Origin of the sequence: Acinetobacter sp. Gutcm_16 (assembly GCF_028649355.1) — a bacterium.
Lineage (GTDB): Bacteria > Pseudomonadota > Gammaproteobacteria > Pseudomonadales > Moraxellaceae > Acinetobacter > Acinetobacter johnsonii.
The window spans coordinates 50,744-65,905 of the sequence record NZ_JAQSUV010000036.1; the positions used below are offsets into that span (position 1 = coordinate 50,744).

General features: G+C 43.9%; 20 protein-coding genes and 1 pseudogene. 6 read left to right on the top strand and 15 right to left on the bottom strand.

Features of this window, described 5'->3' with window-relative positions; all coding sequences use genetic code 11:
• Positions 1 to 12: 12 nt before the first annotated feature.
• The 14 genes and pseudogenes from rplX to PTT44_RS13885 all read right to left on the bottom strand — a co-directional run bounded on the left by rplX (position 13) and on the right by PTT44_RS13885 (position 6,836).
• Positions 13 to 330: a 50S ribosomal protein L24 gene (gene rplX / locus PTT44_RS13820; RefSeq protein ID WP_004691313.1), complete on the bottom strand. Its 318-nt coding sequence runs from the start codon at positions 328 to 330 to the stop codon at positions 13 to 15.
• Positions 331 to 339: 9 nt separating this feature from the next.
• A complete protein-coding gene (rplN, locus tag PTT44_RS13825; RefSeq protein WP_004657680.1) occupies positions 340 to 708 on the bottom strand; it encodes a 50S ribosomal protein L14 in 369 nt (122 codons plus the stop codon).
• A 92-nt stretch (positions 709 to 800) separates the two neighbouring features.
• Positions 801 to 1,058, bottom strand: a complete 258-nt coding sequence (gene rpsQ / locus PTT44_RS13830; protein WP_004691314.1) for a 30S ribosomal protein S17 — start codon at positions 1,056 to 1,058, stop codon at positions 801 to 803.
• Positions 1,055 to 1,252 carry a 50S ribosomal protein L29 gene (gene rpmC, locus PTT44_RS13835; protein WP_004650482.1) on the bottom strand — a complete coding sequence of 66 codons (198 nt, stop codon included), beginning with the start codon at positions 1,250 to 1,252 and terminating at the stop codon, positions 1,055 to 1,057. Before rpmC ends, rpsQ begins: the two co-directional genes overlap by 4 nt.
• Positions 1,252 to 1,665: a 50S ribosomal protein L16 gene (gene rplP, locus PTT44_RS13840; protein WP_004691317.1), complete on the bottom strand. Its 414-nt coding sequence runs from the start codon at positions 1,663 to 1,665 to the stop codon at positions 1,252 to 1,254. Before rplP ends, rpmC begins: the two co-directional genes overlap by 1 nt.
• Positions 1,605 to 2,421: pseudogene (gene rpsC / locus PTT44_RS13845) on the bottom strand (30S ribosomal protein S3). The gene rplP and the pseudogene rpsC overlap by 61 nt, the downstream one beginning before the upstream one ends.
• Before the next feature lies 1 nt (position 2,422).
• Entirely contained in the window at positions 2,423 to 2,752 is a 330-nt protein-coding gene (gene rplV, locus PTT44_RS13850) for a 50S ribosomal protein L22 (protein WP_004691320.1), read from the bottom strand.
• 9 nt (positions 2,753 to 2,761) lie between these two features.
• The gene (gene rpsS, locus PTT44_RS13855; protein WP_004281508.1) at positions 2,762 to 3,037 is read right to left on the bottom strand and encodes a 30S ribosomal protein S19; all 276 of its coding nucleotides are present in this window, start codon (positions 3,035 to 3,037) and stop codon (positions 2,762 to 2,764) included.
• A 19-nt stretch (positions 3,038 to 3,056) separates the two neighbouring features.
• Positions 3,057 to 3,881: a 50S ribosomal protein L2 gene (gene rplB, locus PTT44_RS13860; RefSeq protein WP_004691322.1), complete on the bottom strand. Its 825-nt coding sequence runs from the start codon at positions 3,879 to 3,881 to the stop codon at positions 3,057 to 3,059.
• A gap of 11 nt (positions 3,882 to 3,892) precedes the next feature.
• Positions 3,893 to 4,213: a 50S ribosomal protein L23 gene (gene rplW, locus PTT44_RS13865; RefSeq protein WP_004691323.1), complete on the bottom strand. Its 321-nt coding sequence runs from the start codon at positions 4,211 to 4,213 to the stop codon at positions 3,893 to 3,895.
• A complete protein-coding gene (gene rplD / locus PTT44_RS13870) occupies positions 4,210 to 4,812 on the bottom strand; it encodes a 50S ribosomal protein L4 (protein WP_004691326.1) in 603 nt (200 codons plus the stop codon). Before rplD ends, rplW begins: the two co-directional genes overlap by 4 nt.
• A gap of 11 nt (positions 4,813 to 4,823) precedes the next feature.
• Complete coding sequence (gene rplC, locus PTT44_RS13875) at positions 4,824 to 5,462, bottom strand: 50S ribosomal protein L3 (RefSeq protein WP_004691328.1); 639 nt, start codon at positions 5,460 to 5,462, stop codon at positions 4,824 to 4,826.
• A gap of 60 nt (positions 5,463 to 5,522) precedes the next feature.
• Positions 5,523 to 5,834 carry a 30S ribosomal protein S10 gene (gene rpsJ / locus PTT44_RS13880; protein WP_000070912.1) on the bottom strand — a complete coding sequence of 104 codons (312 nt, stop codon included), beginning with the start codon at positions 5,832 to 5,834 and terminating at the stop codon, positions 5,523 to 5,525.
• Positions 5,835 to 6,098: 264 nt separating this feature from the next.
• Positions 6,099 to 6,836, bottom strand: a complete 738-nt coding sequence (locus PTT44_RS13885) for a type 1 glutamine amidotransferase (protein WP_058870351.1) — start codon at positions 6,834 to 6,836, stop codon at positions 6,099 to 6,101.
• Between the two features lie 149 nt (positions 6,837 to 6,985).
• Here PTT44_RS13885 and PTT44_RS13890 point away from each other — a divergent pair, with 149 nt between their 5' ends.
• From PTT44_RS13890 to PTT44_RS13915, 6 genes are all read left to right on the top strand, one after another.
• A complete protein-coding gene (locus tag PTT44_RS13890) occupies positions 6,986 to 8,206 on the top strand; it encodes a PLP-dependent transferase (RefSeq protein ID WP_216076718.1) in 1,221 nt (406 codons plus the stop codon).
• 8 nt (positions 8,207 to 8,214) lie between these two features.
• A complete protein-coding gene (locus PTT44_RS13895) occupies positions 8,215 to 9,798 on the top strand; it encodes a helicase HerA-like domain-containing protein (protein ID WP_168158614.1) in 1,584 nt (527 codons plus the stop codon).
• A gap of 149 nt (positions 9,799 to 9,947) precedes the next feature.
• Entirely contained in the window at positions 9,948 to 11,156 is a 1,209-nt protein-coding gene (gene hmpA / locus PTT44_RS13900; protein ID WP_058870354.1) for an NO-inducible flavohemoprotein, read from the top strand.
• Between the two features lie 89 nt (positions 11,157 to 11,245).
• A complete protein-coding gene (locus PTT44_RS13905) occupies positions 11,246 to 11,695 on the top strand; it encodes an RrF2 family transcriptional regulator (protein WP_004977913.1) in 450 nt (149 codons plus the stop codon).
• A gap of 103 nt (positions 11,696 to 11,798) precedes the next feature.
• Entirely contained in the window at positions 11,799 to 12,659 is an 861-nt protein-coding gene (yihA, locus tag PTT44_RS13910; RefSeq protein WP_010327597.1) for a ribosome biogenesis GTP-binding protein YihA/YsxC, read from the top strand.
• A gap of 140 nt (positions 12,660 to 12,799) precedes the next feature.
• Entirely contained in the window at positions 12,800 to 13,744 is a 945-nt protein-coding gene (locus PTT44_RS13915) for a metal-dependent hydrolase (RefSeq protein ID WP_168158615.1), read from the top strand.
• A gap of 56 nt (positions 13,745 to 13,800) precedes the next feature.
• Here PTT44_RS13915 and PTT44_RS13920 read toward each other — a convergent pair whose 3' ends face one another.
• Complete coding sequence (locus PTT44_RS13920; protein WP_168158616.1) at positions 13,801 to 15,060, bottom strand: dicarboxylate/amino acid:cation symporter; 1,260 nt, start codon at positions 15,058 to 15,060, stop codon at positions 13,801 to 13,803.
• Positions 15,061 to 15,162 lie beyond the last annotated feature (102 nt).

Sequence of the window (15,162 nt, forward strand, 5' to 3'; positions counted from 1 at the left end):
CTTTTCAACCTATTACTTCGCTACCGCCACTGATTCACCATTTGACTTGTAAACGCGAGTTTTCACGCCTTCAGTCACTTGGTAACCAACACGGTCAGCCTTTTGGGTTGTAGCATTAAAAATTGCCACGTTAGAGATATGAAGCGAAGCTTCTTGTGTAACTACAGCGCCTTCAGCACCTGTTGCACGGTTCGGCTTTTGATGCTTCTTAACCAAGTTAAGGCCTTCAACCATAACACGGTCATTTGAAACAGACAGAACAGTACCCTGTTTGCCTTTTTCTTTACCTGCGATCACAATAACTTGATCGCCTTTTTTAATCTTAGCCATGATTGCCTCTTATAGAACTTCAGGAGCCAGTGAAATAATTTTCATGAACTGTTCAGTACGAAGTTCACGAGTCACTGGTCCGAAAATACGAGTTGCAATCGGCGCTTTGTTGTTGTTCAAAATAACAGCAGCATTATCGTCGAAACGAATTACTGAACCGTCTGGACGACGGATACCGAATTTTGTACGAACTACAACAGCATTCATCACGTCACCTTTTTTAACACGTGCGCGTGGAATAGCTTCTTTTACAGTAACTTTAATAATGTCGCCAACAGAAGCATAACGACGGTGTGAACCACCAAGTACTTTAATACATTGTACGCGGCGAGCACCACTATTGTCTGCTACGTCTAGCATACTTTCGGTTTGAATCATTGCCCTACTCCAAAACCGAGCATCACCGGTCACAATTTCGAAAGGCTCAAAGAGTACTCGAAATTAACCGATGATGCAACAGATACGTCTAATTACTCAGCAGCAGCTTCAACAACTTCAACTAGAGTCCAAGACTTAGTTTTAGAAATTGGGCGGCTTTCTTTGATAGTCACAACGTCGCCAGTTTTAGCTGTGTTGTTCTCATCGTGAGCATGTAATTTAGTTGAACGGCGGATTGATTTGCCATACAACGGGTGTTGAACGCGGCGTTCGATAAGTACAACAATAGACTTGTCCATTTTGTCGCTTACTACTTTGCCGGTTAACGTGCGAACTGTTTGTTCACTCATTGTCCGTTCCCCTGTTTTTCGGTAAGGAGTGTCTTAATACGAGCAATTGTCTTACGAGTAAGTGCAACTTCGTGCGATTTACCCAATTGACCAGTTGCTTTTGCCATACGAAGACGGAATTGGTTAAGCTGTTGCTCATCAAGCAAAGCTGTCAACTCTTCTACCGACTTTTCACGTAGATCTTTAGTTTTCATTACATTACCGTCCGAGTCACGATAGTGGTTTTAAACGGAAGTTTAGCAGCTGCAAGCGTAAACGCTTCGCGAGCCAATTCTTCGTTAACACCATCAATTTCGTACAAGACTTTACCTGGTTTGATTTGACAAACCCAGTATTCCACAGAACCTTTACCTTTACCCATACGCACTTCAAGAGGCTTAGAAGTAATCGGCTTGTCTGGGAAAACACGGATAAAGATCTTACCACCACGTTTAATACGACGGCTGATTGTACGACGCGCTGCTTCAATTTGACGAGCAGTCATTTGACCACGCTCAACAGATTTAAGTGCGATTGTACCAAAAGATACCGAGCTACCGCGGTGAGCTAGACCAGTGTTACGGCCTTTCTGCACTTTACGGAATTTAGTACGTTTAGGTTGTAACATGGATTATTCTCCTTTTTCAGCAGAACGATCATTGCGACGACCACGACGCTCTTGACCTTCACCACGACCACGACCGCGTTTAGCTGGACGTTCTTCAGCTGGAGCTGGGTTCATGACTTGTTTCATGCCACCCAAGATCTCACCACGGAAGATCCAAACTTTAACACCAATCGTACCGTAAGTCGTTTCAGCACGCATAGTTGAATAATCGATGTCTGCACGAAGTGTATGCAAAGGTACGCGACCTTCACGATACCACTCAGTACGAGCAATCTCAGCACCACCTAAACGGCCTGACACTTCAACTTTGATACCTTTAGCACCAGCACGCATTGTGTTTTGAACCGCACGCTTCATAGCACGACGGAACATTACACGTTTTTCTAATTGAGAAGCGATAGCTTCAGCAACTAAACGAGCGTCTAAGTCTGGGCGATCGATTTCATTGATACTTACTTGCGCTGGAATACCCATAATTTGAGTAAGTTCACGCTGTAGTTTCTCAATGTCTTCGCCTTTTTTACCGATCACGATACCAGGACGTGCAGTGCTAATAGTTACTTTAGCAGCGCCCGTAGGACGTTCGATAAGAATATTGCTGATCATTGCATTCTTAAGTTTTTTAGTTAAAAACTCACGAACTTGAAGATCTTTAAGCAAGTATTCAGCGTATTGTTTCGGACTCGCATACCAGTTGGCGTTATGACGTTTTACAACACCAAGGCGGATACCGATTGGATGAACCTTCTGACCCATATCAAACCCCTACCTTAACGGTAATGTGACAAGTACGCTTAGTAATACGATCTGCACGGCCTTTAGCACGTGGCATAATACGTTTAAGGCTAGTGCCTTCATCAACGTAAATCGTAGTAACCTTAAGGTCGTCTACATCTAAACTGTTATTGTGTTCAGCGTTTGCAATTGCAGATTCCAATGCTTTTTTAACCAAAACTGCAGCTTTTTTGTTGCTGAAATTGAGAATATTAAGCGCGTGAGCAACAGATTTGCCACGGATTAGGTCTGCAACCAAACGAGTTTTTTGTGCCGAGATAGCGGCACCGCGTAATTTAGCAGTAACTTCCATCATAGCACCTTAACGTTTAGATTTCTTGTCAACACCGTGACCACGATAGGTACGAGTTGGCGCGAATTCACCAAGTTTGTGACCAACCATATGTTCAGATACGATTACTGGAACATGGTTACGGCCATTATGTACAGAAATTGTTAAACCAACAAAATCTGGGAGGATCATCGAACGACGCGACCAAGTTTTGATCGGCTTACGGTTATTAGCCGCGATAGCCGCTTCAACCTTAGCGAACAAGTGCGCATCGACGAATGGGCCTTTTTTCAGAGAACGAGGCATTGTCAGATTCCTTTACTTGTTACTTAACGCGACGGTCGCGAATAATCATCTTAGTCGTACGCTTATTGGTACGTGTCTTGTACCCTTTAGCTTTTTGACCCCATGGGCTTACAGGTTGAATACCTTTGCTACGACCTTCACCACCACCGTGCGGGTGATCTACTGGGTTCATCGCCATACCACGAACGGTAGGACGAACGCCACGCCAGCGTGCTGCACCTGCTTTACCAAGTGAACGAAGGTTGCTTTCTTGGTTAGAAACTTCACCAAGAACTGCACGGCACTCAACGTGAATTTTACGCATTTCACCAGAACGTAAACGAACGATAGCGTAAGAACCGTCACGACCCAACAACTGAACTGAAGTACCAGCAGAACGAGCTAATTGCGCGCCTTTACCGATTTTAAGTTCGATGTTGTGAAGAGTAGAACCGATAGGCATATTGCGAAGCGGTAAACAGTTACCTGGACGAATTGGAGCATCGTTACCAGATTGAACTTTATCGCCAGCGCGAAGGCCTTTAGGCGCGATGATGTAGCGACGCTCACCATCAGCATACAATACTAGTGCAATGTGTGCTGTACGGTTAGGATCGTATTCAATACGCTCTACAGTTGCAGGAATACCATCTTTGTTACGTTTAAAGTCAACTAGACGGTAGTGCTGCTTGTGACCGCCACCAACGTGACGAGTCGTGATGTGACCGTTGTTATTACGACCACCAGTACGTTTTTTAGCTTCAACCAACGGAGCATAAGGCGCACCTTTGTGAAGATGGTCGTGAACGACTTTCTCTACAAAGCGACGTCCAGGAGACGTTGGCTTACATTTTTGAATTGGCATAATTCTCGTCCTTATTCCGCTGCGCTTTCAGCGGTATCGCCCAAGTCAGCCATTTCAACATCTTGGCCAGCTTTCAGGGTGACGTATGCTTTTTTAACATCAGAACGACGTCCTAATGTTTTACCAAAGCGTTTAGTCTTACCTTTAGTGATCGTTGTGTTAACTTTAACAACTTGAACACCAAACAATTGCTCAACAGCTTTTTTGATTTCAAGTTTGTTTGCATCAAGTGCAACTTTGAAAACTTGAACACCAGCAGTTTCGCCTAAAACTTGTGCTTTTTCTGAGAATACAGGTCCTTGTAGGACTTGATAGATACGTTCGTTGTTCATCCGAGTTCTACCTCAATTTTCTTAGCAGCAGCTACAGACATAACAACTTTATCGAACGCAATCAAGCTAACAGGATCGATAGCAGCAGCATCAACCACATCAACGTGTGGAATGTTGCGCGCTGCAAGGTATAGATTCTCATCTACAGATTCTGTAACGATCAATGCACGAGTAGCATTCAAGTCGTTAAGTTTTGCAAGCAACTCTTTAGTTTTTGGAGCAGCAACAGCAAACTCTTCAACCAATACAAGACGATCTTGGCGAACAAGTTCAGCTAAGATACATTGCATTGCACCGCGATACATTTTGCGGTTAACTTTTTGAGACCAATCTTGTGGGCGAGCAGCAAAAGTTTTACCACCACCTACCCAGATTGGACTACGAATAGAACCAGCACGAGCGCGACCAGTACCTTTTTGACGGAATGGCTTTTTGCCACCGCCAGAAACGTCTGCACGTGATTTCTGAGCTTTTGAACCTTGACGGCCACCAGCTAAATAAGCTGTAACAACCTGGTGTACAAGAGCTTCATTGAATTCACGACCGAACGCAACTTCTGATAATTCAACAGCAGAGCCGGAAACAGTATTTAAATTCACGTTATTTCCCCTCAGGCCTTGATCGTAGGACGAACAGTTACGTCACCACCAGTAGCGCCAGGAATCGCACCTTTCACTACTAAAACTGAACGTTCTGCGTCGATAGATACAATTTCTAGACCCTGTACAGTTACGCGCTCAGCACCTAAATGGCCAGCCATTTTTTTGCCTTTGAACACGCGACCAGGAGTCTGGTTTTGACCTGTAGAACCCAGAACACGGTGAGAAAGTGAGTTACCGTGAGTAGCATCTTGCGTACGGAAGTTCCAACGCTTAACACCACCTTGGAAACCTTTACCTTTCGACTGACCAGTTACGTCAACAACTTGACCAACTGTGAACATGTCTACACCGATAGTTCCACCAACTTCACGACCTTCAAGATCAGCTTCTGTTGCACGGAATTCTTGAACTAGACGACCAGCAGCAACACCCGCTTTCGCGAAGTGACCTTTCTGAGCGTTAGTTACGCGAGATTCGCGACGTTCACCAGTAGTGATTTGAATCGCTTGATAACCATCAGTTTCAAGCGTTTTGATTTGAGTGATGCGGTTAGGATCAACCTCAATCACTGTAACAGGCACAGAAACACCAGCATCTGTAAAGATACGTGTCATACCGCACTTGCGACCGACTAAACCAATAGCCATGTGCATAAACCTCTAAAAAAGCGGCCTAATTAACTTAGAGCGTTAATTAACCCGAAAGCCTTAACCCAATGCGATCTGAACATCAACACCAGCTGCAAGATCTAACTTCATCAATGCATCTACAGTTTTGTCTGTAGGTTGAACGATATCGATCAAACGTTTATAAGTGCGGATCTCGTATTGGTCACGCGCATCTTTGTTAACGTGTGGTGATGTTAAAACGTTAAAACGTTCAATGCGTGTAGGCATTGGAATTGGACCACAAACTTGTGCACCAGTACGTTTTGCTGTTTCTACGATTTCTTGAGCTGATTGATCAATTAAACGGTGATCAAAAGACTTCAAACGGATACGAATTCTCTGGTTAGACATACCAGTAAACTCCAAGCCAAATATATAAAGAATCACTCCTGACGCATCTCACCCCACTAAAAGGTAAGTGTCAAGAGCAGTGAAATATCACTAAGGTCATGATCGATGCCACGACTGTCACGATGTTAACTACTTTATTCGCAGTTAACCCCCTTTCATTAAAGGGTCGCTCATTATAGCCATTGTTTAATGCATAAGCAAATCCATTTTTGATTTTTTACAATATATTCAATTTGTTTGGATTATCAGTAGCTTAAAAAAGCATCAATAGACTGTTTGCCGCAGCACATAATCAATTGCACTATTAAGGATTTGATTTCCCTCAATAAAATTTAATTTTGGTGATTTTTTCAATTCGGTTTCAGTTGCCACGTATTGCCCCGAAAACTTATTCAGCTCGTCATCATTTTCTAAAAAGAGTGCCAAGGTTTCTGGCACGATCTCTGGGTGAAATTGAAAACCCAATACATTCTTTCCAATTTGGTACATTTGATTGCGACAGACGGTATTTTCAGCCAAATGTACAGCACCTTTTGGAATTTCAAAGGTCTCGCTATGCCATTGCATCACATTAAACTGTTCAGGCAACTCAAAGCATTCTGTTGGGACGTGCTGGATTTTACGTACTGTCGCCCAACCCAACTCCTGTTGTTCATTGCGACTGACCGCGGCACCGAGAGCATTCGCAATCAATTGCCCACCCAAGCATAAACCAATCGCGGGTTTTCCTGCGGCCAAGTAACGTCTTAACCAACGCTTCTCGATCTTTAACCATGGAAAATTCACTTCATCATTCACACTCATGGTGCCCCCCATAATGATGAGTAAGTCAACATCCTCAATACTCGGTAAGGCCTCTATCTCTAAGGCTTGATCTATAGGTAAAGCAAAAAACTCTGTTGCACTGATTACTGCACCTTGTTGTTTTAAGTATGTATAGCAACTGCCGAACCCTTCACCAGCAATATGCTGAAAATAATGTACTTTTAAATGCGACGTCATGCGCTTATGCCTTCTTTTTACTATCCTTATAGATGATTTAGCAAAATTGAAGCCAACTTTTTATTTTGCTTACCTTTATTCACATTTGTTCAATTTTCTCGCCTATTTAGAAACTTTCTCTTAAGCTAAAAACAATTTATCGCTTTATGATGAGTCGATTCGTGAAAAAAAATCCGCAAACTGCCTTGGTTCATGCACCAAGACAAGCGCCTCAGTACATTTCAACGGTCCAACCTCCCCTGTATCGTGCATCGACGATTATTTTTGAAGATACCGATGCACTGTTTAATCGCCATTGGACCGATGACTATGACTATAGTTATGGCACCCATGGCACCCCCACCACCTTTACGTTAGGCGATAACATTGCACAAATTGAGGGTGGAACCTACTGCTTATTGGCACCAAGTGGTTTATCTGCCATCAACCTAGTGAACTCATGTTTTTTGAGTCATGGTGATGAAGTTTGGGTGGCAGATAATATTTACGGGCCAAACATGGAGCATCTTCGTAATCTAGAAAAACGCTATGGCATTGATGTTCGTGTTTATAACCCTATTGATGTGTCCTCTTTCCAACCGACGGAAAAAGCAAAACTGATTTGGCTAGAAGCTGCAGGCTCAGTCACACTGGAGTTTCCAGATTTGGTCGGATTGGTGAAAAAGGCACAAGCGCATCATGTGCTCACTGCTTTAGACAACACATGGGGCGCAGGTCTTGCCTTTAATGCTTTTGATTTTAGTGATGAGCACTTAAGTGTAGATGTGACGGTACATGCTTTAACCAAGTACCCAAGTGGCGGTGGAGACATTTTAATGGGCTCAGTCGTGACACGTGAGCGAGCTTTACATCATCAACTCTTTCGCACGCATGCCATTCAAGGCATTAGCGTCTCTGGGGATGATGTTGCTCAAGTCCAACGTAGTCTGGCATCAATGCGCGTTCGGTATGCCGCACAGTCTGAAAGTGCGCTACAGCTACTGGCATGGCTAAAACAACAACCCGAATTTGTGCAGGTCTTACACCCTGCTGACTCGAGTGCTGCAGGTCATTCATATTGGAAAGACATTTGTGTCGATCAACACAGTGCAGGTTTAGTCAGTGTCATTTTCAAACCCGAATTTGATCTACAGGATATTCGTCAGTTTTGTGATGCCCTGTCGCTCTTCAAACTCGGCTTTAGTTGGGGCGGTCCTGTAAGTTTAGTGATGCTGTATGACCTCAAAGACATGCGTGCACTTGAGCATACACATTTACAACAAGGTTTATTGGTTCGCTTTTGTATAGGACTAGAACATCCTGCCGATTTAATTCAAGATATAGAAAACGCACTAAAACAACTGAATAACCATCACAAAAAAATTGAATAGGAAGAAGTATGAGCACCCCGATCATCATTGCCAAGAAAACCACGAATACCCAACAAGATGTTGTTCTACACTCGAAGTTTGCCAACCGTCATGGCTTAATTGCAGGGGCAACAGGGACAGGTAAAACCGTAACCCTGAAGGTGTTGGCTGAAAGTTTTTCCAGACTCGGGGTGCCCGTATTTTTAGCCGATGCCAAAGGTGATGTTTCCAGCTTAGCGCAGGCCGGTGCATCCAATCCCAAATTTGATGAACGCATTAAAAGTTTAGGCATCGACAGCATTCCCTTTGCTGCATCCCCCGTGGTGTTTTGGGATTTATTTGCTGAACAAGGTCATCCTATTCGTACCACGATTACCGAAATTGGCCCGCTGTTGCTAGCACGTATGCTGAATTTAAATGACACCCAAGAAGGGGTACTTTCTGCGGTATTTCGTATTGCAGATGATCAAGGCATGTTACTGATCGACTTTAAAGACTTAAAAGCCATGATTGGTTATGTCAGTGAACATGCCGCAGAGTTTAAAGCCGAATATGGCAACCTATCTCCTGCCAGCCTTGGCGCAATTCAACGGAATTTATTGGCACTGGCCGATCAAGGCGGTGATCAATTTTTCGGAGAGCCCAGCTTAAATATTCTCGACTTTATTCAGACCGACAGTAATGGTCATGGCTATATCAATATTCTAGCCGCAGACAAGCTCATGAATACCCCAAAGCTCTATGCCACTTTTCTGCTCTGGATGCTTTCAGAGTTATTTGAACAGCTGCCTGAGGTTGGTGATATGGACAAGCCCAAGCTGGTGTTCTTCTTTGATGAAGCACATTTGCTGTTTGATAATGCCAGTGCAGCACTGCAAGAAAAAATTGAACAAGTGGTGCGCCTAATCCGCTCCAAAGGGGTGGGTATTTACTTTGTCACGCAAAACCCACTGGATTTGCCTGAAAGCGTCCTAGGACAGCTCGGCAATCGCGTACAACATGCCTTACGTGCTTTTACCCCGAAAGATCAAAAAGCGGTTAAAACAGCTGCAGACACCTTCCGTGCCAACCCTGAATTTAAGGTTGAGCAAGCCATCACCGAGCTAGCTGTGGGTGAAGCTTTGATTAGTTGCCTCGATGAACAAGGCACGCCGCAAGTCGTAGAGCGTGCATGGGTGATGCCACCCTATTCGTCTTTCACTCCGATTAGCCCAGAGCAACGTCAAGCCTTGATTTCACAAAGTATCGTGGCAGGCATTTATGAAAAAAGCCTAGACCGTGAAAGCGCTTTTGAACTTCTACAAAATAAAGTGGTTGAACGCCAACAACAAGCTGTACAGATAGAGCAAGAGAAACAACAAACCAAAGAACAAGAGGCGCTAGCGAAACAGAAGGCCAAAGAAGCTGAAACACTAGCGAAGCAACAAGCACGTGAGCAAGAGCGGATTGCGAAAGAACAGCAAAAAGAAGCTGAACGTGACGCAAAACAGCGTGAGAAGCTAATTCAAGACACAGTAGGAACTTTTGCCAAAAGCGCCGCACGTAGTCTCGGGGGCAGTACGGGACAAAAAATCGTCCGTGGTTTACTCGGCTCATTGTTTGGTCGTAAGTGATCTACTTTTTAAATCTAAAAATCAAAATTTATGGGATATTCATATATCCCATATAAAAGTTAAGCTTTTACCAAAAGATGTATTTACATTACATCTTTAAAGGTATATTTTAAATACATCTTATAAATGATAGCCAAGAGAGATCAAACATGACTCCGCAGCAAATTGAACTTGTAAAAGCAACTGTTCCTGTCCTTCGTGAAAATGGTGTCGCACTCACGGGTTATTTTTATAACCGCATGTTAGGTAACAATCCTAATTTAAAAGAAACCTTTAATATGGGGCATCAGCGTAGTGGTGCTCAAGCCCAAGCTTTGGCGGGTGCAGTGTTGGCCTATGCAGAAAACATTGAAGATCCTTCTGTATTGCTTCCTGTGGTTGAGCTGATTGCCCACAAACATGTCAGCTTGAATATTCAAGCACCCGACTACAATATTGTTGGGGAAAACCTCCTCCATTCGATTAGTGAAGTTTTAAGTATTTCAATGGAGGATCCATTGATTGATGCTTGGGCTGCGGCGTATGGTCAATTGGCTGATTTATTCATTAGCACTGAAAAAGCGATTTATGAGCAACATCAACAAACCAAAGGAAGCTGGTTAGGCTGGCGCAACTTTAAAATCGCGAAGAAAGTGGTTGAAAGCGATGAAATCACTTCTTTCTATCTTGCCCCTGTGGACGGTGGTGATTTACCAAAATATGAAGCAGGTCAGTACATTTCAGTACGTGTATTTGTTGAGGAACTTGGTCTAAAACAACCTCGCCAATACACCCTTTCAACTAGCCCTCAAGCTGACTATTTACGTATCTCGGTTAAACGCGAAGATGAAAAAGGCGATTTGGCAGGAGGCTGGGTGTCAAATACTCTGCATGGTTTAGCCGAAGGTGCTGAAATTGAAGTGTCTGCACCAACAGGTAACTTCTACCTGATTGACCCAAATAAACGCAATGTCTTTATTAGTGGTGGTGTAGGCCTCACGCCAATGGTGGCGATGCTGAATCAATTGGTGACTTTGGATATGCCAGAGCCTGTGACTTTTGTGCACGCCTGCCGTAGCAAACAAGTGCATGCCATGAAACAACATATTCATGACTTAAAAGCCAAATATCCACGTTTAAGTACCTTTACTGCATATGAGTTCCCACATCAAAGCGATGTTTTGGGTCAAGATTATGATGCGCAGGGTCGCCTTGATTTGAGTACCATTGATAGCGCGATTCTACCTGTTCAAGCAGACTACTACTTATGCGGCCCAATGCCATTTATGGCAGAGCAACAAAAAGCCCTGATTGCTCGTGGTGTTCCTGCCGAAAATATTCACAGTGAAGCTTTTGGCACAGGTGGTGTTCATCACTAATCCATGCCATCGGCATAAAATAGAGAGGGTTAGTCAGGTTATGCTAGACTAGCCCTTTGTTTTTTTGCTTATCAACGACCAGTACCCTCATGCAGCTCAATAAATTTACCGATTATGCTTTGCGAATTCTGATGTATGTTTCACAGCCGAAAGCGCTGCCGCATACCATCGCAGAACTGGCACAAGCACTACAAGTGTCTGAAAACCACTTGATGAAGATCGTACACTTTATGGCGAAACAGCAGTGGATTATTACTGCACGCGGTCGTGGCGGTGGGATTCGACTCAATCCAGAAACCCTACATTTAAGACTGGGCGAGATTGTGCGGGTCTTACAAGCGGATCAGAACATTGTGGAATGTAACACCCCGCCTTGCGTACTCCGCTCGAATTGCGGACTCAAAGGGATCTTAGATCAAGCGCTGGATCAGTTCTATCACAGCTTAGACCAATATACCTTAGCAGATGTACTGGGCACTGAAGCTCAAAATAAGTTCACAACCCACTCGCCGATTAACCTGATCAATCTTGCCGATTAAGGTCTTTTATAGACAAGATTACGGACTTTACGCTGCAAAGGTCGATTGCCTGCTCGACTTCCATTATAATGGCTGATTGTAGATCATAAATTGAAGTTGAGTTATGCACCACAGCCGAGGAAAATCCAAAAACAGTAAAATTGCTGCTGCCCCAAAGCAAAAAATTAGCTATGAAAAAAAGGTAGATTCTGCAGTTACTGAATATGCTGTGCGCGCTCTCAACTGGCTGCGTAAAGCAGAGTTTTTAATGAGTGCCCCGAAGCTCAATCTGTGTGTAGAAGATACAGGCTATGAAATTGCCTTTGCGGGTCGTTCAAATGCAGGCAAGTCCAGTGCGATCAATGCCTTAACCAACCAAAAGCAATTGGCTCGTGCCTCGAAAAGACCGGGTCGTACGCAGATGATTAACTTTTTCAGTCTGGGTAATCCTGATCAACGTCTCGTCGACTTACCCGGTTATGGTTATGCAGCCGTGCCTGAAGCGATGAAAATCGTGTGGCAAAAAGAGTTAGAAAATTACCTGATTCAGCGTAAAAGCTTACAAGGTTTAGTGTTGTTGATGGATATTCGTCATCCGCTACAGCACTTTGACGTGATGATGTTGGAATGGGCGTATTCACGTAAATTGTTTGTGCATGTACTGCTAACCAAGTCCGATAAACTCAACCGTGGCCCTGCTTCTAAAGCATTGCAAGAAGTGAAAGCCCAATTGAAAAAGATGAAACTGGATTTCTCAATTCAATTGTTCTCTTCTCTCAATAAACAAGGCCTAGAAGAACTGGCAAGTGTGATGGGCGGACGACTGAATTTTACTTTAGATCAAGCCCAACATTTTGACTTAAGCAGCATTCCAGATGCAACAGCCGATGAGCTGGATGCAGACGAGTTCGATGAAGATCCTGAAGCCGCGATAGATCTTGACGCTGAAGACGATGTGGAAACCAAACCACAGTCTGAGGCTTAAGTTTTAAACGCCAACCTATAAAAGCATCATCTATTGCTGTATCTGTGTCCCCTATTGCTAATCGCAATCGGGGACTTTTTTTTATACTGACTTTATTCAGCTCGTGAAAAAGTTCAATACATATAAAAATAGGTCAGCATATGAAATTATGGTCTCGATTGAAAAAAAACAAAATTCGTTCCTCTATTGCCTACACCATTAAGCCCCGAAAAGTTAAATTTGAGTGGCAAGACAGTCCGATTGATTGGATTCCCAACCACCCTTTTGCCAGCTATTTCATCAATGAAATTAATATGATCCTGCCCGCAGGTGAGTTCTGGTTCTGCCGCCTCTATAACAAAGTTTTACCGCAAATTAGCGATGAAAAACTGAAGCAGGATGTACAAGCCTTTATCCGCCAAGAAGCCATGCATGCGCAGGCACACAACTCAGCCAATAAAGAGTATCTCAGCCAAAGAAAGATTGATGTCTCCCGTAATCTAGCGTTGATGGATTTCTTATTTGGAAAATTACTGGCCGATAAACCACTTGATCTCACTGTACCCAAAGCACTAGAGCACCAGTGGGATCTGTTTCGACTCGGTATTATTGCCACGGTGGAACACATGACCTGTGTCCTTGGAAAATATGCACTAGACAACACCGAATGGGAGAAAATGGGCGCTGACCCTGCGATGTTAGACTTGATCAAATGGCACGGCGCAGAAGAAATTGAACACCGAACCGTCGCATTTGATTTGTACCGACATTTAGACGGGGGTTATATTTCACGTTATTATTTGAGTCTGGTGGTGATTGCTGCCGTTCTGGGCTTATGGGTCGATGGTGCAGCTCATATTATGAAACAAGATGACCGCTTTAAGTCGATTCAACCCAGTCTGTTTAAACCTTGGATTTGGCGTGAGTGGCTGTCTATTTCTAAACGGAATCATCAAGTGTTGCCAAGTCCGTTATGGCTCATCTCACAGCAATTTGGCTATTTGGTACCATGGTATGACCCTGTACACGAAGCCAAAACAGAAGATGCGATTGCCTACTTAGACCAATCCCCAGCGGCTAAACGTGCCATGCTCAAAGTCGCTTAAATCCTAAAATAAAAAAAGCAGCTCAATCGGCTGCTTTTTTTATTTTAGAGCAAAACTTAAGACGGATTCGATAAATTGGGCAAAGGTGCATCCAGATCCTTGGTATGTCGATCCACCACCACACTAATCATCATGTCACCTTGTACATTCACCACAGTACGTACGGTATCCAGTAAGCGATCAATAGGTAATAAAATCGCAATCGCTTCAGCAGGAAGCCCGACAGACTGCAATACCATAATCATAGTGACCATGCCTGCACTCGGAATCCCTGGAGCACCTAAAGAGGCAATCATCGCCGTCAGACATACCACCAACTGTTGACTCAAGGTCAAATCTAGTCCCATCAAGTTGGCAATAAACAAAGCCGCCGCTGCCTCATACAGCGCAGTACCATCCATATTGAGCTGCGTCCCCAACGGAATCACAAAGCCTGCCGTTTGCGGACGTACACCAAGATTTTCTTGCGCACACTTGAGGGATAAAGGCATAGTTGCCGAGCTTGAACTGGTGGCAAAAGCCGTAATTAACGCCACACGTGTACCTTTAAAAAAGGTCATCGGATTCATCTTGCCAAAAATCCACAGTAATAGCGGCAAGACCACCAGACCATGAAAAATGGTAGTGCCCGTTACCACAGCCGCAAACTCAGCCAAACGACTCAATACCGAAATGTCTTCAGTGGCAATCAACTTAGCAAGTAAGGCAAAAATTCCTAGCGGGGCTAGCTTCATCACCCAACCAATCATCAACATCATGATGTCAAAGAACTGTTGACTCAGCTTACGTACCGTACGGAATTTTTCTCCGCCTTTAACCAGTGCCACTCCAATGAACAGAGCAAAAACCACCACCGCTAAAACATTGCCTTCGGCAAAAGCTTTGAAGGGATTAATCAGCGTATTTTGAATAAAGTTGGTGAAGAAAGAAGATGGCGTGAGCGTATCTAGCGTTTGATGAGCGGCCATAGCGTCTTGGAACATGGCGATATCGACACCTTTGCCGACTTCAAATAAATGCGCGCAGCTTAAACCCAATATCAAGGCCAAAGTCGTGGTGGTGACACAGCATGCCACCGTAATTTTCCAAACACGGGAGAGCTGGCCACCCGCTTGTAAGTTGGATACCCCCACCACAATTGAGCTAAAAATAAGGGGAATCAAGAGCATTTTTAATAGACCAATAAAAATACTGCTGACCACCCCGATTCCATACAAACTCATCTCTAAAAAAGCGCTACCTGGGAAAAGATTGAGAATAAATCCGAAGATGACCCCGAAGATCGCTGCAATTAGAATTTGCGTGTTTAAGCTCATAGCTTCATGCTTTTCAAAGATTTCTTTGGGAAACTATGCCATGTGAACGGGCTAGAATCGAGCATTTTTTTGTCACAAGTACTGCACATTTCCCCATATGCC